Raw genomic sequence first — 19,274 nt, 5'->3', positions numbered from 1 at the left:
CCCGGCAGTCGCTCCGGCCGGCGGCCAGTGACCCGGTTCGGGCGATGTGTGCGAATGACACGAACGCTGACCATGAATGGGGTATTTTGCCGGCGTGCTGGTCCCTGATTCCCGGAGTCGTGCGACCCTGGGCCGCTCGGCCCGGTTGTTCTCGGCCTTTTTGACCGAACAGAGCAATCCGGACAATTTCTACGAGATTCTCGCGGGCGATTCGGTTGACCAATTGTCCGAATTTGTCGAGTTACCGGATGCTCTTGTGCTCGACGTCGGCGGCGGCCCCGGATACTTCCGCCGGGCGTTCCGCGCCGCCGGAGCGCGTTACGTCTCCGTCGACAGCGATGTCGGCGAGCTGGCCGCGCGCGGGTCACCGGAACCGGGCAGCGTCGTCGGCAGCGGGATGGCGCTGCCGGTCCGCGACGACGCCGTCGACGTGTGCTACTCGTCCAACGTGCTCGAGCACGTGCCGCGTCCCTGGGCGATGGCCGACGAGATGCTGCGGGTCACGCGTCCCGGCGGGGTCGTGTTCCTGTCGTTCACCGTCTGGTGGTCGCCGTGGGGCGGGCACGAGACGGCGCCGTGGCACCTGCTCGGCGGCGAACGCGCGGCGCGCCGGTACGAGCGCCGCACCGGGCACCCGCCGAAGAACCGTTACGGCCGCTCGCTGTTCCCGGTCACCGTGCGCGACACGCTGGCATGGGCCCGCAGGTCGCCGCGGGGGCAGCTGGTCCGCGCCCTTCCCCGGTACCACCCCTGGTGGGCCGCGGCCGTCGTCCGGGTGCCCGGCGTGCGTGAGCTGGTGACGTGGAACCTCGCCGTGGTGATGCGCCGCCGATGACGGTCGAGCCGAGCGAGCCGGCGCGGCACAGCGTGACGGCCTGGCGACTGTGGCTGACGGCGTGCGCGTCGGCCCTCGTCGTTCTCGCGTTCCGGCAGCAGCCGGGCCGGATCGTGCCGGACACGAAGCTCGACCTGACGGCGGACCCCGGCGGCTTCCTGGGCCGGGCGTTGCACCTGTGGGAGCCCGCGGCGGCGTTCGGGCAGCTGCAGAATCAGGCCTACGGCTACCTGTTCCCGATGGGGCCGTTCCATCTGCTCGGCGAGCTGGCCGCCATGCCGGCATGGGTGATCCAGCGGGCGTGGTGGTCGCTGATCATGGTGGTCGCCTTCGCCGGCATGCTCCGGCTGGCGACGCAGCTCGGTGTCGGCAGGCCGTGGACGCGGCTGCTCGGCGCCATGGCGTTCGCGCTGACGCCACGGATCCTGGTCTCGCTCGGCGCGGTGTCGATCGAGGCGTGGCCGACGGCCCTGGCGCCGTGGATCCTGGTCCCGCTGGTCCGGGCGCATGGTGGCGGCGCGGTGGTGCGCAACGCCGCCGCGTCGGCCCTGGCCGTCGCGTGCATCGGTGGTGTCAACGCGGCGGCCACGGCGGCGGCCGTCGTGCCGGCGGGGCTGTGGCTGGTGCTCGCGCCACGGTGGCGCGGACGGCTGCGCTTCGCCGCCTGGTGGGTCGGCTGCACACTCGTGGCCACGGTGTGGTGGTGGGGTCCACTGCTGCTGCTCGGGTCGTACAGCCCGCCGTTCCTCGACTGGATCGAGACGGCGGCGAACACCACCCAGCACACCTCGCTGGTGGAGGTCGCGCGCGGTAGCGACCACTGGCTCTCGTACCTCGGCGGAGCCGACGGGCCGCAGTGGCCGGCCGGCTGGCTGCTGGCGTCCGAACCGGTGCTGATCCTGGACACGATGCTGGTGGCCGCGCTCGGACTCGCCGGGCTGGCCCGACTCGACATGCCGGCGCGCCGGGTGCTGCTGACCGGTGCCGTCGCCGGCCTCGCCCTGGTGAGCGCCGGATACGCGGGCTCGGCGGCGTCGCCGCTGGCCGAGCAGGTCAGGGCGTTGCTGGACGGGCCGTTGGCGCCGCTGCGCAACGTGCACAAGTTCGACGTGGTGCTGCGTATCCCGCTCGTGCTGGGGCTGACACACGTGTTGGCGATGCTGCCGCGGGTGGACGCGGACCGGCGGTTCCGGGTGCTGGCCACCGGGCTCGCGGTCGTCGTGCTGGCCGGTGTCGCAGTGCCCGCGCTGGCAGGCCGGCTGCCGCAGCCCGGTTCGTACGAGCGCATCCCGCAGCACTGGCGGGAGGCGTCGGCATGGCTCGACGAGAACGCCGGGACGGGCCGGGCGTTGCTGGTGCCGGGCAGTGCGTTCGCCGAGTACGCGTGGGGCTCGCCGCGCGACGAGCCCGTGCAGGCGCTGGCCGACAGCCGCTGGGCGGTGCGTGACTCCGTGCCGTTGTCGTCGGCCGGAAACATCCGCCTGCTCGACGCGGTCGAGACCCGGCTGGCCGCGGGGGAGGGCGGCGCCGGTGTCGTCCGGGCGCTGCGCAGGGCGGGCGTGGCGCATCTGGTCGTGCGCAACGATCTGCGGCGCGAGGGAACGAGCGTGCCACGGGCCTCGCTGGTCCACCAGGCACTGGCCGACCTGCCCGGCGCCGAGCGAGTGGCCGCGTTCGGCCCTCGCGTCGGGCCCAGGGACCGGGCGGACACGGCGGTCGACTCCCGTCTCGACACGCGGTACCCGGCCGTGGAGATCTACCGGATCGCCGATCCTGATCGTGAGCTGCGGGTGCGGGCCCACCCGCTGCACGGCAGCATGCGGATGTCCGGCGGGCCCGAGTCGTTGCTGACCGTCGGCGACGCCGGACTGCTGGACGAGCGCGCCGTGTTCGTGGCCGGGGACGGGGCCTCGGTGCCCGACCCGTCGCCGGTGCCGGTGGTCACCGACGGGCTGCGCCGCCGCGCGGTCTGGTTCGGCGCGACCAGGAACAACGAGACCGAGGTGCTGCGAGCCGGCGACGACGGACCACTCGACCGTGCCGTCCGCGACTTCCTGCCCGTCGACGACCCGGCGCGCGAGACCGTCGCCGTCGTGGACGGTGTCGCCGGCGTGACCGCGTCCTCGTCGGGTTCGGACCCGCTGGCGACGCTCGCGCGGGGAGCGGAGCATTCCCCGTGGTCGGCCGTCGACGGTGACCCTGCGACCAGCTGGGTGTCGGGGGAGTACGGACATCCCGAGGGCCAGTGGCTGGAGATCGAGTTCGAGCGGCCGCGAACCGTCGACACGGCCGAACTGGTTCCCGTCGACGACGGCCCGGTGGGCGCACCGGTCACCCGGGTCGCCGTCGAGACCGACACGGGCACCGTCGAAACCGCCCTGCATCCGGACGACGACGTGCACGAACTGGAAGTCCCGCCCGGACGCACGTCACGGCTGCGGGTGCGCGCCGTCGAGACGGGGCCCGGCACGCCGACAGGCGTCGGAATCCGGGAGCTACGCGTCCCGGGCCTGTCCGCGCGGAAGACGCTGCGGGCGCCTCCGGTGCGCGGCGACGACCTCGGCGGGCCTGGCACGGCGGAGACGCTGGTGTTCGCGACCGCCGACGGTGCTCGCCGTGCGTGCGTGCGCACCGGCGAGCGATCGCGCTGTGCCCCGCAGCTCGAGCGCGTCGGGGAGGAGAACGGCGACCTGAGGCGTCGAGCCGAGACCAGCGTCGCGGCCACCTACACCGCCGAGGCCACCGTGCGACCCCGGCCCGGTACGGCGCTGACGACACTGCTCGAGCCCGACGCGGGTGCGCTGCGAGCCGAGGCGAGCTCCCGGGCGGTCGACGATCCTCCGGGTCGCCCGCAGGCGGCTGTCGACCTCGACCGCGGAACGGGCTGGGTGGCAGCACCCGGCGACGAGACGCCCGTGCTGGCACTGTCGTGGGACGAACCACGCCGCATCGACGGCGTCCGGATCGCCGTGGGCCGGTGGCTCGCCGCGTCCCGTCCGAGCCGGGTGGAGCTGACAGCGGGTGGTGAGCGGCACACCGTCGACGTCGGCGACGACGGGCGCGCGCTGTTGCCGGAACCGGTCGAGACCACCGGGGTCGAGATTCGGTTCCTCGAACTCGACGAGGTCGTCGACACCGACACCGCGTTCGGGCTGCGTTCGGCGCTGCCCGCGGGAGCGTCCGAGGTCGAAGTGCTGGGAACGGACGAACTGCGGGAGCCGGTGGACGGCAGCGAACCGGTGGAACTGGCGTGCGGGTCCGGACCTCGCCTGGTGGTGGACGGCGCCACGATGCCGACCGAACTGAGCGGAACCGTCGACGACCTGCTGCGCGGCGGCCGCCTCGACGTGCGCTCCTGCGGCGAGGCGGAAACGTTCGAGCTGGAACCCGGCACGCACGACATCACGCTGGCGGCGTCCCCGGCGACACGCCCGGAGGCGTTGACGGTACGGCCGGTCTCCGCGGACCGGGCCGAGCCCGCCGAACCACTCGACGTGCACGTGCGGGCGTGGTCGCAGACCCATCGGCGGGTGGCGGTGCCGGAACGGGACACCGCGGCCGTGCTGACGGTCACCGAGAACATGAACGACGGCTGGACGGCGAGCCTCGACGGCACCGAGCTGGAGCCGGTCCGGGTGGACGGCTGGGCCCAGGGTTACGTGCTGCCGGCGGGCGCGGCCGGTGTCGTCGAGCTCACGTACCGGCCGGACACGCCGTATCGCGCGGCGCTCGGAACCGGCGCTGCCGGCGCGACCCTGATCGCCGTGCTCTGGTGGCGGGCCCCGCGGACGCCGCCGTGGGCCCCGGCGCACGGTGGCGCACGGGCGGGCGGCCGGCACGGTGCACGGCGCCGCCGTGCTGGAGGCGGGCTCCGGGTGATCGCGGGCACGGCCGCCGCGGTCGCGGCACTGGGACTGCTCGGCGGGGTCGCCGGACTCGCCGCCGCAGGGCTGGGCGCCGCCGTGGGTGCCGCGGCCCGCCGGTGGTCGCGGCTCGAAGAGGTCGTGCCGGTGCTGGCGGGTGGAGCTGCTCTGGCGGCAGGGGCCGTGGTCGCGCTGCGCCCGTGGCCGGGGCCGGACCCGGGCGCGCACTCGGCAGGCGCTCAGGTGCTCATGCTGGTCGCGCTGGCGCTGGCGACGCTCGGTCCGCGGCAGTCGGTGCTACTCCGCCGGAGGACGTGACGCCGACGCCGCCTCGGGTGGTGGGTCGTGGACCGTGGCTTGGTCCAGGGAGAGATGACCTTCGTGGACGATCTGGCCCACAGCCACCAGGCAGTGCACCAAACCGAGATTCCGGGGAACCTCCCGGGCGGCGTCCGTCTCGCCGAACGCGAGCCGGAGCTCGGCCTCCAGAACGTCGGTCGAGATGACGACCGAGTCGTCGAACCTGTCGATCGTGCGTTCGGCGACCGCGGCCGGGCCGTGAGCCGAGTCGGCCGGTAGCCGGTCGACCGCATTGAACAGAGCTTCGAAGATCAACGGTCCGCTCTGCTGCCATCCCTGCTGCTCGAGCTCCTGTATGGCGGCCACGAGTTCCGAAGAGTTCGCGTCGACGGCAGCGTGGAGGGCGCGACGGATCAGGGGGCGCACATCGGTCTCGACCATCGGGTCCTATCCTTTCCGCTTCTTCGTCCATCGTCCAGCCGCCTCGAGGAAGACCGCCGCGGACAACACCGCGGCGGACACCGGATCATCGACTTCGGAGCCCACGGGTGCCTGCGGCGGGTCCACCTTCGGAGCCGTCGCGGTGAAGACGTCGACGAGTTCGTCGATCTCGTCTGCGTGGTTGAGAAACGCTTGACGTGCGCGTTCCCAGTTGCTCGGCCGCCGGCGGACAGGCGCGTCGTCGGCATCGGCAGCGCTGTCGGGCGGGTCCTCCGGTGGCCGCTCCAGGTCCGGCGAGTGGTCGGGCGAGTGGTCCGGTGGGTCACGCGGTGCGGAGTGCCGGTCGATCAGTGCCCGGAGCTCGGCCGCCTGTGTGTCGAAGGCCGTGCCAGCGTCCTGTGCGAGCTCGTCCATGACGCGTGCCATGTCGCCGGCGATGTCGCGGATGGCCGACTCGACGACGGCGGCTTCGTCCCGCGGCAGCTCCGACACGGCGGTCCGGGTGATCTCCTCCACCGTCGAGCGGTTCGTGCCCGCGGTCTCGTCGATGATGGCCCGGGCCTCGGCGCCGGTGGCGGTCAGCGCCTCGGCGCCGGACCTGACCGGGCCGTCGCCATGTTGACCCTCGGCGTTCATGCCGAGGTAGGTGTGCTCCGCGGACGACGTGTGACAACCGGCGGACGAGGAGGCGACTCCGTGTGGGAGCGCGATCGACGGGACGCTGGTGGGGCGGATCTTCGGCGGATCGGCTTCCTCGACGCCCGCGTCGGCGGTAGTTTCGCGCTGTGCCCGGACACGTACGCTGAGTGGTTGGACCCTGTCGGGACGGGCGCGACACGGACGAGGAAGGTACCCATGCGGCGCACGATCGGTCTGGTCCTGCTGGGGCTGGGCGTGTTGATGCTGGTCCTGGCGCCGTTGCTCAGGTGGTACGCGTATCCGCAACTCGCGGTCGTCCCGGACGAGGCGAGCGAGCGGGTGTCGGTGGGCCGGGACGTCGTGGTGCTCGACCGGTCCGCCCTGGTGACCAGACAGGCGCCGTACGAGCGCACGACCGACGTGCGCGCCGAGCGCCGGGTGGTGCCCGATACGGAGGCGAGCACCGGAGACGTCGCCGTGCGCGAGACGAGCCTGACGACCTTCGACGCCGGCGACGGTGCTGCGGCGACCGAGGACAACGTGCTGTCGTACCTGCAGGAGCGCGTCGCGTTCGACCGGCACACCGGGCGTGCGGTCAGCGGTTACGGCCAGTACGTGGCCGAGTCGGACGACGAGAACGACGCCGAGCCGCTCGATCACACCGGCTATGTGCTCAAGCTGCCGTTCGAGACCGAGCAGCGCGACTACGACGTGTGGGACGCGCGGCTGCGCGACACCCGGCCCATGGTGTTCGACGGCGTCGACGAGCGCGGCGGTCTGGAGGTTTACCGCTTCGTGCAGCGCATCGACCCGACGCCCGTGGCAGAGCTCGAGGTTCCGGGCGCGCTGTTCGACAGGTCCGGCGCGGTCACGGCCGAGCACGTGTACAGCAACACGCGCACCATCTGGGTGGAACCACGCACGGGCGCCATCGTCGACGCGCGCGACGAGCGGGAATCGTTCCTGCGTGTCGGCGACGAGCGCGGTCCGGCGGTCGTGCAGGGCACGATCTCCTACACCGACGGCCAGGTCGCCGACAACGTCGCCGAGTACGAGGACACCGCGGCGGAGCTGACGCTGGTGCGTGACACCGGTCCGGTGGCGCTTCTTGCGGCCGGCGGAGTGTTCGTGCTGGTGGGTCTGCTGGTGTCGCGGCGCCGCTATTCCGGACGACGCGCTGCGGCGCCGGCCGGGCCGGTCGCCGACGTCGTGCCGGATCCGTTGCCCGGTCCTCGCCCGGGTCCGGAGCCGGAACCTCGCCCGGAGCCAGAACCCCACCCGGAGCCAGAACCCCACCCGGAGCCAGAACCTCAGCCACGGCCGGAACCTCAGCCCGAACCCGGGCCGGAGCCGCGGCCTCAGCCCGAACCGCAGCCGGAGCCCGAACCGCGCCCGGAACCCGAGCCGGAGCCGCGGCCTCAGCCCGAGCCCCGGCCGGAACCGGAACCACAGCCGGAGCCCGAACCGCGCCCGCAGGAGGAGCCCGGACCGGTCGGGCGGACTGCCGGTGCCCCGGGTCATGACGCGGCGGACCGATCCGTCGTGCCACGGCCCGAACCCCGGCCGGAACCGGCACCGCAACCACGCCCGGAACCCGAGCCGGATCCGCGGCCGCAGCCTGAACCCGAGCCGGAGCCCGAGCCGGTCGCGAGCGGTGCCGGCCAGGGGACTGCCGATCCGGAGGGTTCGGACGCCGGCGCCTCCGGCGGCGGGCGGCGTCGTCGGTTCCGCCGTGCCCGTGCGGGCACCGCGGAACCCGAGGAGAACGAAGACGAGCTGTTCGACGAGTTCGACGAGGACGGCCGCTCCGCGGGAAGCGCGTACCGCTACTGAGCGTGACCGGGCCCGTCCCGTACGAGCCGTTTTCCGTCCGCGTCGTCGTGCCGGTCCCGGAACTCGGTCCGGCCGGTGTTCGTTGACGGGGTCAGCTGGACGGGGAGCTGATGCTGAGTGGGAATTTCATAACTCATACCGCGCGACGTGATCAACTCGCGACCTGACGCCGATTGACCCTGGTCCACTCGGCCGGGTAGCCTAACGATGCGCTGTGGGCCTGTGCGAACCTCGGACAGAGCAGGCTCGCGCTCGTTACTGTCGGTGGGCGGCACAGGGGTTTGTTCAGGTCTCTGGTCGATTCGGTGGCACGGCGATCCAAGGGTCCTGGCGCGGAACACACCTACATCCTTGTCCGGAGTCCCCTTCCACATGACGAGCAGCATCGAGGCCGAGACGGCCCCTTCGGCAGCCACCGCGACGACGCAGGTAGCCGTCAATGACGTCGGGTCCGAAGAGGCATTCCTCGCCGCGATCGACGAGACCATCAAGTACTTCAACGACGGCGACATCGTCTCCGGTACCGTCGTCAAGGTCGACCGGGACGAAGTCCTGCTCGACATCGGCTACAAGACCGAGGGCGTCATCCCCTCGCGCGAGCTGTCCATCAAGCACGACGTCGATCCCAACGAGGTCGTGGCCGTCGGTGACGATGTCGAGGCCCTCGTCCTGCAGAAGGAGGACAAGGAAGGCCGGCTGATCCTGTCCAAGAAGCGCGCGCAGTACGAGCGCGCCTGGGGCAAGATCGAAGAGGTCAAGGAAGCCGACGGCGTCGTGTCCGGCACCGTCATCGAGGTCGTCAAGGGCGGGCTCATCCTCGACATCGGGCTGCGTGGCTTCCTGCCCGCCTCGTTGGTCGAGATGCGCAGGGTCCGCGACCTGCAGCCGTACGTCGGCCGCGAGATCGAGGCGAAGATCATAGAGCTGGACAAGAACCGCAACAACGTGGTTCTGTCCCGCCGCGCCTGGCTCGAGCAGACCCAGTCCGAGGTCCGGTCGACCTTCCTGCAGACCCTGCAGAAGGGCCAGATCCGGTCCGGCGTGGTCTCCTCGATCGTCAACTTCGGCGCGTTCGTCGACCTCGGCGGCGTCGACGGCCTGGTGCACGTCTCCGAGCTGTCCTGGAAGCACATCGACCACCCGTCCGAGGTGGTCGAGGTTGGCCAGGAGGTCACGGTCGAGGTCCTGGACGTCGACATGGACCGCGAGCGGGTCTCCCTCTCGCTCAAGGCGACGCTCGAGGACCCGTGGCAGCAGTTCGCCCGCATCCATCAGATCGGCCAGATCGTCCCGGGCAAGGTCACCAAGCTGGTGCCGTTCGGTGCGTTCGTGCGGGTCGAGGACGGCATCGAGGGTCTGGTGCACATCTCCGAGCTGGCCGAGCGCCACGTCGAGGTGCCCGAGCAGGTCGTCACGGTCGGCAAGGACGTCATGGTCAAGGTCATCGACATCGACCTCGAGCGTCGCCGCATCTCGCTGTCGCTGAAGCAGGCGAACGAGGGCGACACTGCCGCTCAGGTGTCCGAGCACTTCGACCCGACCCTGTACGGCATGGCGGCCGACTACGACGACCAGGGCAACTACAAGTACCCCGAGGGCTTCGATCCGGAGACCAACGACTGGCTGCCCGGGTACGAGAAGCAGCGCGAGGAGTGGGAGCGGCAGTACGCCGAGGCCCACGCGCGCTGGGAGGCGCACAAGTCGCAGATCGAGACCGCGCAGGAGGCCGACGGCGAGGCGAAGGTCGAGGCCCCGTCCTCGTTCACGACGGCCGCGCCCGAGGAGCAGCAGCCCGAGAACGGGACGCTCGCCTCCGACGAAGCGCTTCAGGCACTTCGCGAGAAGCTCACCGGCGACTGAGCAAAGCCGGCATGTCCGGGTCCTGGGTTGCGCCGATCGGCGCAACCCAGGGTTCGTACGGGTGTCGGCGAGATGCGAGCCGCGGGCGGGGACGGCGCCGATCGGCGCAACCCCGCCCGCGGCTCGCGTGTCACCGGGCGGCAACGAGACGGTGACGATGCTGAGCAACGGGTCGTCCGCGCGCTGAATCAGGGCGAGGCGGACGCTACCGTATGGGCGTGATGAGCCGAGACCGCACAGCCGCCGCGGTGGTCGTGTTCGTGGCGCTCACCCTCACGGGATGCTCGAACTCCGACGAGCCCGAAGTCCCGGTGGTCCCCACGGAGTCGTCGGCGTCGCGGGGCTCCGGCGAGACCGACGACGCGGTGGCCGAACCCACTCCGTCGCCCACGTCGACCACAGGCGTGCCCGAGTTGTGCGAGGAGCTGGCCACGGCCGGTGACGTCGCGCAGATCCTCGAGGTGCCCATGCGCGGGCAGACGCGCCGCATCTACAACGACGACCATCTCGAGGAGTCGGGCCGTACCGGCCGGCTCACCTGTCGTTACGGCGTCCGCAGTGCGCCGGACACGCCCAGCCCGGGCAACCGGCCCAGCGCGCCCGCCAGACAGCCGCGCATCCCGCTGGAGTTCTCGGTGAGCGGCTACGTCGACGCCGAGGTGGCGGCGGGCCGGATCACCTCGACCGTCGACGCGGCCCAGGCTGCCGGGACGACCGTCAAGGCGCAGTCGGTGGCCGGACGGGACGGTTTCCTGCTGAGCGACAAAGAGGACGTGTCGTTCATCGTCGCCGACGACATCCGGACCTATGTCGTGACGCTGGCCCACCGTGTCGTGCCGAGGAAGGCCGAACGGGTCGTTCTGCTGGCCATGGCCGAGCACCTGCTCGGCATTCCCTCATCGACCGCCTCCGCGCAGGCCTGAGCGGGTTCCGCCGGGCCACTCGCCGCGAATGACGTCCATCGGGCTCGGTGGTCGATTCGGCGGGTCGCATCGCTGGACCTTGCACGGCGGTGGAGGCGCATAATGGGGATGCCGAAACCTGGCGAACCCAGGGATGGTGCCGCCGATGCGGACGGATCGGATGTTGGCCACTGGCGACTTCTCGTCGTACGGCATCTCTCACCAGGTGGTGCTGGCACTGCTGATCGCGGCTGCCTGGTGGCTCGTGCGACGTGGCCGCCGGTCCCGCGGTAGCGCGGCCGCCGATCGCCTGAGTGTCGCGTTCGCACTGATCTTCCTGCTGCCCACGCTGCCGTTGCAGATCTGGTTCCAGTTGCCGGACCGGTTCAGCCTCGGGCTTTCGCTGCCGATCCAGCTGTGCGACCTGGCGTGGTTGACGGCGGTGTACGCGCTGTTCACCCGCCGGCGATGGGCAATCGCGTTGACGTACTACTGGGGACTCACGCTCAGTACTCAGGCCGTACTCACACCTGATCTGGGGGCGGGATTCCCGGACCCCGCGTTCATCCTCTATTGGGCCATGCACGGCCTGACGGTCGTGGCCGCGATCTACCTGACCTGGGGCCTCGGGCTCCCACCGGACTGGCGGAGCTATCGGATCGCCGTTGCGGCGACGGCGCTGTGGGCCGCCGTCGTCTTCGCGTTCAACTCGATCGCCGACGTCAACTACGGCTTCCTCAACGCCAAGCCGGATTCGGCGTCGATCCTCGACCTCTTCGGTCCTTGGCCCTGGTACGTGCTGGTCGAGATCGTGCTCGTCGCGACGATCTGGGCGTTGATCACCTGGCCGTGGGTGGCCCGCTCGACGTCGTCGGGCGGTGGCCGCGGTGACCGCCGACACCGTATCGGAGGCGCCGGTGCGTGACGTTGCGATCAGGGCGGGGATGAACGGACGGCTCGGGACGCATCGCCGTCGGGCGCTGACAGTCTGCCTGACGACCGTGGTCCTGGCGGAGGTCATGCGGGTCTCCTTCCCGCTGCTGTACGACTTCGCCGGCGGCGTCGGCTTCACCACGGCGGCCGTTGTCGTGCCGCTGATGTTCGCCGCTCCGCTGGCGGCAGCACCTCTCGGTCGGTGGGTCGGTCCGCGTGCGGCGCTGGTGGCCGGCGGTGGCGGGCTCGCCGTCACCCGCGTGATCATGCAGGCGCAAAGTACACCGGGCGTGGCCGTGGCTGTCGTCGGCACACTCGTGGGGCTGGTGGCCCTCTCGGCGGCGCTTCGCAGATCGACGGAGAGCGGGGACACGGCGGCGTCCGCGGCGTTCTTTCTCGGACTCACGGTCGACACCGGAATCCGAGTGGCCCTGACGACGTGGGATGCGGCGTGGCAGTCGACGCCGTTCGCCTGGATCGTCGGGCTCGCACTGCCGGCCCTGTTGGCCTGGTCGATCGTGCCGGAGCTCCGTGAACCCCGTGCGCCGGCGACCGAGGCGCGGTGTGGCGACTCGGTGGCGCTGGCGGCCCTGCCCGGTCCGCTGTTCGCCCTGCAGACTCTCGTTCTCGCCAATCCCGCGTTCGTCGCATCGTCCGGGCAGACCAGCCTCCCGTTCGCGGGTGCCGTCGTGTTGGTGGGCCTGGCGACCGCCGCAGTCATGCCGGCCGCTCGCGGGATCGGCAGGTGGGTTGCCGGCGGAGGTCTGGTCGTCGTCGCCGCCGCGCTGACCGGACCTACCGGCGCCACCGGCGTGCCGGTGTGGATTGGTGTCGTGACCGGCCAGGCTTGTGCCGGTGCCCTGGTCATGGCGGTATGTGCGAGGACGGTGTCCGCCCGTCCGTCGACTCGATCCGTCCGTACGGGTCTGGGCGCGGGTATCGGATCGTTGGCGCTGGTCGGCGTGTTGCTCTCCTACCAGATCTCCTACGAGATTCCGCTGGGCATTCCGCAGCCGGCGTTCGTGGCGGCCGGAGCGGTGATGATCGCAGCCCTGGCCTGGCGCGTACCGGAGCTCGATCGTGCCCCGACGTCGCCCGACGCGATCGTGGTGCGGCGAGTCGCGGTTCTCGCGCCGGTGGTGGGCCTGCTCGTTCCGCTGTGGTCGACGCTGACCTGGCCGGAGCCGGCGCCGTCACCGGCCGGCGAGCGGGTCCGGATCGCGACGTACAACATTCACAGTGCCGTCTCGTGGCACGGCCGGCTCGATCCGGAAGCCATCGCGCGGGTGCTCGAGGCCGGCGGGGCGCAGATCGCCATGCTGCAGGAGGTGTCTCGCGGTTGGCCGTTGGGCGGCGGGCTGGACGGCGCCGCCTGGCTGTCTCGGCGGCTCGGGGCGGAGGTCGTCTACGGCGCCACTGCCGATCACCAGTTGGGCAACGTGGTGCTGTCGGAGTACCCGATCGCCCGCCACTGGTCGGACGTCATGGACAAGGGCACCGGCACGATGCGGCGTGGCTACCTCGGCAGCACGGTCGTGCTGGGAGAGACGACACTCGACGTGTGGACCACTCAGCTGCAGCATCAGGACCACACGACCGCCACACGTCAGGCGCAGGGGCGTCAGGTCCTCGACGCCTGGCGCCGGCTCGGGGCGGGGGAGCGCAGCCTCATCGGCGGCGACCTCAACGCCCGGCCCGGCTCTCCGGACATCCGGCCGTGGTTCGACGGCACGGGCCTGGTGTCGGCGCAGGATGTGGCAGGTGACCCGCTCGTCAACACGTCGCCGTCGAACGCACCCGACCACCGGATCGACTGGATCTTCGGCACCTCGGACATCGGCTTCTCGGATGTCGTCGTGCCGCCGACTCTCGCCAGCGACCACCTGCCTGTTTTCGTGACCGTCCGTGTCGCCGGGGCGGGCTGAGCACCGGCCGGTAGGGTCGGTCGGGTGTTGCGAGTGGGGCTGACCGGCGGCATCGGCGCGGGCAAGTCGACGGTGGCCGGTCGTCTGGACGAGCTGGGCGCGACGCTGATCGACGCGGACCGGATCGCCCGCGAGGTGGTGGAACCGGGGACCGCCGGTCTGGAGGCCGTCGTGGCGGAGTTCGGCACCGAGGTGCTGGACGCCGACGGCGCACTCGACCGGTCGCGGCTCGGCCGGATCGTCTTCGACGACGACGAACGCCGCCGGGCGCTGAACGCGATCGTGCACCCGCTGGTGTACCGGCGACGCGAGCAGTTGGTCGACGAGGCCGGGCCGGCGGCGGTGGTGGTCGAGGACATCCCGCTGTTGGTCGAGAACGGGTTGGCGCCGTCGTATCCGCTGGTCCTGGTCGTGCACGCGGACGAGGAGACGCGGGTGCGAAGGCTGGTCGCCGACCGCGGCATGAGCGCGTCCGATGTCCGTGCCCGCATCGCCGCTCAGGCCACGGACGCGGACCGGCGTGCCGTGGCCGACGTCTGGCTGGACAACTCGGGCCCGCCGGAGCGGACCGTGGAAACGCTCGATCGGTTGTGGCACGACCGGGTGGTGCCGTTCGAGGCGAACCTGCGCGCGGGGGTGCGTGCGGCGCGTCCGGAGCACGTGGTGATCGCCGAGCCGGACCCGTCGTGGGCGGATGACGCGCACCGCATGGCCCAGCGGGTGCTCCGAGTGGCGGGAGAGTCGGCGCTGCGCGTCGATCACATCGGTTCGACGGCGGTTCCCGGACTCGCTGCCAAGAACGTCGTCGATCTGCAGATCGTCGTCGCCGACCTGGCGACAGCGGTCGAGGTGGCCGGCGCGTTGCCGGCGGCCGGGTTGGTGCGGATGCCGGACCGCTGGTGGGACGTCGGCCGGGACGGGCGCGCGTGGGACAAAGAGCTGGCGTGCAACGCCGACCCGGCGCGAGCCGTGAACTGTCACATCCGGCCGGAGTCGTCACCGGCCTGGCGCGACGCGCTGCTGCTGCGTGACCGGCTGCGCGCCGCGCCGGACGACGGCGCCGAGTACGCCGCGCTGAAGCGCCGCCTGGCTGCGCGAGGGTACGGATCCGTCGACGAGTACGCGGCCGCGAAGACGTCGTGGATCAATGCGATGCTCGAGCGGGCGGACGCCTGGGCGAAACGGGTCGGCTGGCGGCCGTGACATCACCTCGGTTGCCCCGGCTCAGGGCAGGTCACGACCGGCGACGTGCGGCGGTACCGGTGTGCCGTCGGCGAGAAGCGGACACGGTTGCGGCGCGTCCCAGTGCCGGCGCAGCGGCAGCACCCCCGCCCAGCCTTCGTGTCCGGCTACGTCGGGGTCGTCGTCGTTCGGCGGCCCGGAACGCAGCTTGACGGAGGCCTCGTCCAGCGGCAGCGCGAGCACGGCGGTGGCGGCCAGCTCCTTGCGCGTCGGCAGGCGCGCGTGCTCCCACGAACCCGGGGCGACGTGCTCGGTGACCACACGTAGCGCCTCGCGTTTCGCGGCCGGCTCGGTCACCGGCGAGGCGGTTCCGTGCACGACGGCGCTGGCGTAGTTCATCGAGTGGTGGAAGACCGACCGTGCGTAGACGATCCCGTCCAGCCGGGTCACCGCGACACTGACCGGCGCACCGTCCGCCGCGGCGATCAGGCTGGCGGCGCCGGTGGATCCGTGCAGGTAGAGAACGTCGTCCAGGCGCCCGTACACGGTCGGCAGGACGACGGGCGCGCCGTTGCGGACCAGTCCCAGGTGGCAGATCAGGCACGAGTCGAGGACGTCGTACAGGGCCGCTCGGTCGGTCCGCGACCGCTTGTGACCGCGGCGCACGGTGCTCCGGGGCGTGGACGACAGCGGCGTGGCGCCGGTGCTGACGGATGTGGGCGTGTGCGTCATGCCGCCGATCCTGCCCCGCGTGTGTGGCATCATTGAACGTCCACTCTGCGTCCATTCGAGAAGGCCACTTCCATCCCGCCGATGCCCGAGGTCCCTGTCGCCGTCGACCGCGCCGATCCGCGGCCGCTGTCCCGCCAGATCGCCGACCAGCTCCGCGACGCGGCGGCCCACGGCGTGGTGCGGGTGGGCGAGCGGCTGCCGTCCACCCGGCTGCTGGCGCGGTCGTTGCTGGTCAGCCGCACGGTGACGGCAGCGGCGTACGAGCAGCTCTACGCCGAGGGATGGATCGTCGCGCGGCACGGCGCCGGGACGTTCGTGGCGGCCGTCCCCGGCGCGTCCGGGGCGGTGGGCGCGCGCGACGCCGCAGACCACCCGGAGGCGGGCGCCGGTGCCGGTGTGGCGTCCGGCCGTGCGCCCGGCCGGTGCGGGCGGGAGATGGTGAACCTGGGGGTCGGGTCCCCGTGGGCGGACGGCCTGCTCCCCGCGGTGTGGCGACGGGCGTGGCGGCGTGCCGCCGACGTCTCACCCGACTCCGTCCCGGTCCGGGACGGGGATCCGCAGTACCGGGAGGCGGTGGCCGAGCACCTGCTCAGGCACCGTGGGCTCGCGGTCCGCGGCGGTTCGGTGCTCGCCACGGCCGGCACGACGGCCGCGGCGATGGAGCTGGGCGCCGTCCTCGGGCACGGGTGCACGGTCGCGGTGGAGGAGCCCGGGTACCAGCGGGCCGTGGCCGCGCTGCGGGCCGCGGGCGCCCGGGTCGTACCGGCGCCCGTCGATGCGGACGGCATCGTCGTCGACGCCCTTCCGGTCGACGTCGACGCCGTGTACTGCACGCCCGCGCACCAGTTCCCGCTTGGCGGACGGTTGCCGGCGGCACGACGGATCGCGCTGGTCGAGTGGGCGCGCCGGCACGGCGCCCGGATCATCGAGGACGACTACGACGGCGAGTTGCGCTACGACGTGGCGCCGCTTCCGCTGCTGGCCGCGATCGGGCCGGACGTGGTCGTCCAGCTGGGAACCACCAGCAAGATCATCTCGCCGACGCTCGGCGCGGGCTGGATGGTGGCCCCGCCCGACGTGGCCGAGTGGGTCGTGCGCCGGCGCGACTCGGCGGGGCTGCGTCCGCCCGGCGCGGGCCAGCGCGTGGTGGCCGCCATGGCCGAGACCGGTGACCTGGCCAAGCACCTGCGCCGGGTCCGACGTGAGCTGGCCGCCCGGCGCGAGCTCGTCGTGCAGCGGCTGACGGGTGCGGCGCTGCGGGTCCGCGGCGACCGGGCGGGCGCGCACGTGACCGTGCCGTTGCCGGACGCCGAGGCCGAACACCGCCTGGTCGCGACGGCACTGGACGCGGGCGTGCGGGTGGAGGGGCTACGCCGCTGTTTCGACGGTCCGCCGCAGCTGACCGGCGTCACGATCGGCTACGCCGCGCCGGCGCGGCGCGAGCAGCTGGAACGGGCGCTGCGGATCGTGGTCGAGAGCCTGTGACGTGGTGGTGCCGGGCGCGAACACGGTGCGACGTTGTCGGTGGCGACGCATACGGTGGTCGGTATGCGTGCTGCGAGTGACCTGACCCGGACGGTGGCCCCGTTCTCGGTGGTCAGCGACTGGGATCCGTCCGGCGATCAGCCGGCAGCCATCGACGAGCTCGAACAGCGCATCAACGCGGGCGAGAAGGACGTCGTGCTGCTCGGCGCCACCGGAACGGGCAAGAGCGCGACCACGGCATGGATGATCGAGCGGCTGCAGCGGCCGACGCTCGTGCTCGCGCCGAACAAGACGCTGGCGGCACAGCTGGCCAACGAGTTCCGCGGGTTGCTGCCGAACAACGCGGTCGAGTACTTCGTCTCGTACTACGACTACTACCAGCCCGAGGCGTACGTTCCGCAGAGCGACACCTACATCGAGAAGGACTCCTCGGTGAACGAGGAGGTCGAACGGCTGCGGCACTCCGCCACCTGGTCGCTGCTGACACGGCGCGACGTGGTGGTGGTCGCGACGGTGTCGTGCATCTACGGTCTCGGTTCCGCCGACGAGTACCTGAACCGGATGGTCCACCTCAAGGTCGGCTCCGAGCAGGACCGCGAAGGGCTGCTCCGCCGCCTGGTCGAGGTGCAGTACACGCGTAACGACCAGAACCTCACCCGCGGCACCTTCCGGGTCCGCGGCGACACGCTCGAGATCATCCCGATGTACGACGAGCTCGCGGTCCGGGTCGAGTTCTTCGGTGACGAGATCGAGCGCATCGTCACCATGCACCCGCTCACCGGCGAGATCGTCCGTGACGAGAACGAGACCTACATCGCTCCCGCCACCCACTACGTCGCCGGTCCCGAACGCATGCAGCGCGCCATCGACGGCATCGAGGCCGAGCTCGAGGAGCGGCTGGCCGAGTTCGAGCGGCAGGGCAAGCTGCTCGAGGCGCAGCGGCTGCGCATGCGCACGAGCTACGACATCGAGATGATGCGCGAGGTCGGGTTCACTTCCGGCATCGAGAACTACTCCCGGCACATGGACGACCGCCCGCCGGGGTCCGCGCCGAACTGTCTGCTCGACTACTTCCCGGACGACTTCCTGCTGGTCGTCGACGAGTCCCACGTGACCGTCCCGCAGATCGGCGGCATGTACGAGGGCGACATGAGCCGCAAACGCACCCTGGTCGACCACGGGTTCCGGCTGCCCAGCGCGATGGACAACCGTCCGCTGCGGTGGGAGGAGTTCCTGCAGCGCATCGGGCAGACGGTCTACCTGTCGGCCACACCGGGCCCGTACGAGCTGGACAAGGTCGAAGGCGTGGTCGAGCAGATCATCCGGCCCACCGGGCTGATCGACCCCGAGGTGGTGGTGAAGTCCACCAAGGGACAGATCGACGACCTCCTGCACGAGATCCGCACCCGCTCCGAGCGTGACGAGCGGGTGCTGGTCACCACGCTGACGAAGAAGATGGCCGAAGACCTCACCGACTACCTGCTCGAGCAGGGCGTGCAGGTGCGCTACCTGCACAGCGAGGTCGACACGCTGCGCCGTGTGGAGCTGCTTCGTGAGCTGCGGCTGGGTGACTTCGACGTGCTGGTCGGCATCAACCTGCTCCGCGAGGGGCTCGACCTGCCCGAGGTGTCGCTGGTCAGCATCCTCGACGCGGACAAGGAAGGGTTCCTGCGGTCCGGCACGTCGCTGATCCAGACCATCGGCCGTGCGGCCCGCAACGTGTCCGGGCAGGTGCACATGTACGCCGACACGATCACGCCGTCGATGCGCAACGCCATCGACGAGACGAACAGGCGCCGCGAGAAGCAGATGGCGTACAACACCGAGCACGGGCTCGACCCCACCCCGCTGCGCAAGCAGATCAGTGACATCACGGAGCTGCTGGCCCGTGAGGACGCCGACACCGACGAGCTCATGAGCGGCTCGGGTCGTACCGCCAGCCGGGGCAAGACGCCGGTGCCGGGGTTGAAGAGCACGTCCGAGACCGGAAAGCACGCCGCCGAACTGGCGGGTATGCCCGCGGCCGATCTCGCCCAGCTCATCCAGCAGCTCACCGAGCAGATGCACACGGCGGCGGGGGAGTTGCAGTTCGAGCTCGCGGCCAGGCTGCGGGACGAGATCTCCGAGCTCAAGAAGGAGCTGCGCGGGATGCACGAGGCCGGCGTCGGCTGATCGTCGCGACCGCTTCACCTGCGAGTTTCCTGACCACGATGGTGGTTGTGAGATACTGGTACCGACGTGGAGGGGAGTAATCCCGACGCGGTGGCATCGTCATCACGGATGCTCCCCGACTGGTGGGGGCACCCGGTGCCTCCGGCCCGTACCCTCGGGCGGACCAGACCTC

General features: G+C 71.5%; 13 protein-coding genes. 10 read left to right on the top strand and 3 right to left on the bottom strand.

Translation table 11 applies throughout. The features are described from left to right. Positions 1 to 223 precede the first annotated feature (223 nt). Together CLV30_RS10180 and CLV30_RS10175 are read left to right on the top strand one after the other, a co-directional pair. Positions 224 to 835, top strand: a complete 612-nt coding sequence (locus CLV30_RS10180) for a class I SAM-dependent methyltransferase (protein WP_240723197.1) — start codon at positions 224 to 226, stop codon at positions 833 to 835. Continuing rightward, positions 832 to 5,016, top strand: a complete 4,185-nt coding sequence (locus tag CLV30_RS10175) for an alpha-(1->3)-arabinofuranosyltransferase (RefSeq protein ID WP_106537099.1) — start codon at positions 832 to 834, stop codon at positions 5,014 to 5,016. The genes CLV30_RS10180 and CLV30_RS10175 overlap by 4 nt, the downstream gene beginning before the upstream one ends. On the opposite strand, the gene CLV30_RS10170 is transcribed toward CLV30_RS10175, so the two are convergent. Both CLV30_RS10170 and CLV30_RS10165 read right to left on the bottom strand, forming a co-directional pair. Continuing rightward, positions 4,996 to 5,439, bottom strand: a complete 444-nt coding sequence (locus CLV30_RS10170) for a hypothetical protein (RefSeq protein WP_106537098.1) — start codon at positions 5,437 to 5,439, stop codon at positions 4,996 to 4,998. The genes CLV30_RS10175 and CLV30_RS10170 overlap by 21 nt on opposite strands. 6 nt (positions 5,440 to 5,445) lie before the next feature. Beyond that, the gene (locus tag CLV30_RS10165; RefSeq protein WP_129710892.1) at positions 5,446 to 6,075 is read right to left on the bottom strand and encodes a hypothetical protein; all 630 of its coding nucleotides are present in this window, start codon (positions 6,073 to 6,075) and stop codon (positions 5,446 to 5,448) included. Positions 6,076 to 6,294: 219 nt separating this feature from the next. On the opposite strand from CLV30_RS10165, the gene pgfA reads away from it, so the two are divergent. From pgfA to coaE, 6 genes are all read left to right on the top strand, one after another. Continuing rightward, the gene (pgfA, locus tag CLV30_RS10160) at positions 6,295 to 7,911 is read left to right on the top strand and encodes a cell envelope lipid trafficking protein PgfA (RefSeq protein ID WP_205740576.1); all 1,617 of its coding nucleotides are present in this window, start codon (positions 6,295 to 6,297) and stop codon (positions 7,909 to 7,911) included. A 372-nt stretch (positions 7,912 to 8,283) separates the two neighbouring features. Continuing rightward, positions 8,284 to 9,771 carry a 30S ribosomal protein S1 gene (gene rpsA / locus CLV30_RS10155; RefSeq protein ID WP_106537095.1) on the top strand — a complete coding sequence of 496 codons (1,488 nt, stop codon included), beginning with the start codon at positions 8,284 to 8,286 and terminating at the stop codon, positions 9,769 to 9,771. 221 nt (positions 9,772 to 9,992) lie between these two features. After that, the gene (locus tag CLV30_RS10150) at positions 9,993 to 10,694 is read left to right on the top strand and encodes a hypothetical protein (RefSeq protein ID WP_129710891.1); all 702 of its coding nucleotides are present in this window, start codon (positions 9,993 to 9,995) and stop codon (positions 10,692 to 10,694) included. 160 nt (positions 10,695 to 10,854) lie between these two features. Next, entirely contained in the window at positions 10,855 to 11,598 is a 744-nt protein-coding gene (locus CLV30_RS10145) for a YwaF family protein (protein ID WP_106537265.1), read from the top strand. Then, a complete protein-coding gene (locus CLV30_RS10140) occupies positions 11,561 to 13,531 on the top strand; it encodes an endonuclease/exonuclease/phosphatase family protein (RefSeq protein WP_165358494.1) in 1,971 nt (656 codons plus the stop codon). Before CLV30_RS10145 ends, CLV30_RS10140 begins: the two co-directional genes overlap by 38 nt. Before the next feature lie 24 nt (positions 13,532 to 13,555). Next, positions 13,556 to 14,734, top strand: a complete 1,179-nt coding sequence (coaE, locus tag CLV30_RS10135; protein ID WP_106537092.1) for a dephospho-CoA kinase — start codon at positions 13,556 to 13,558, stop codon at positions 14,732 to 14,734. A gap of 21 nt (positions 14,735 to 14,755) precedes the next feature. On the opposite strand, the gene CLV30_RS10130 is transcribed toward coaE, so the two are convergent. Beyond that, on the bottom strand, positions 14,756 to 15,445 hold the full coding sequence (locus CLV30_RS10130; RefSeq protein ID WP_106537091.1) for a pyridoxamine 5'-phosphate oxidase family protein: 690 nt from the start codon (positions 15,443 to 15,445) through the stop codon (positions 14,756 to 14,758). 81 nt (positions 15,446 to 15,526) lie between these two features. Here CLV30_RS10130 and pdxR point away from each other — a divergent pair, with 81 nt between their 5' ends. Further along, the gene (pdxR, locus tag CLV30_RS10125) at positions 15,527 to 16,930 is read left to right on the top strand and encodes a MocR-like pyridoxine biosynthesis transcription factor PdxR (RefSeq protein WP_106537090.1); all 1,404 of its coding nucleotides are present in this window, start codon (positions 15,527 to 15,529) and stop codon (positions 16,928 to 16,930) included. A gap of 63 nt (positions 16,931 to 16,993) precedes the next feature. After that, positions 16,994 to 19,102: an excinuclease ABC subunit UvrB gene (uvrB, locus tag CLV30_RS10120; RefSeq protein WP_106537089.1), complete on the top strand. Its 2,109-nt coding sequence runs from the start codon at positions 16,994 to 16,996 to the stop codon at positions 19,100 to 19,102. Positions 19,103 to 19,274 lie beyond the last annotated feature (172 nt).

This window comes from Haloactinopolyspora alba (assembly GCF_003014555.1).
GTDB classification, from domain to species: Bacteria; Actinomycetota; Actinomycetes; order Jiangellales; family Jiangellaceae; genus Haloactinopolyspora; species Haloactinopolyspora alba.
The sequence above is the reverse complement of the archived record's forward strand: the minus strand, read 5'-3'. Positions and strand labels throughout refer to the sequence as shown.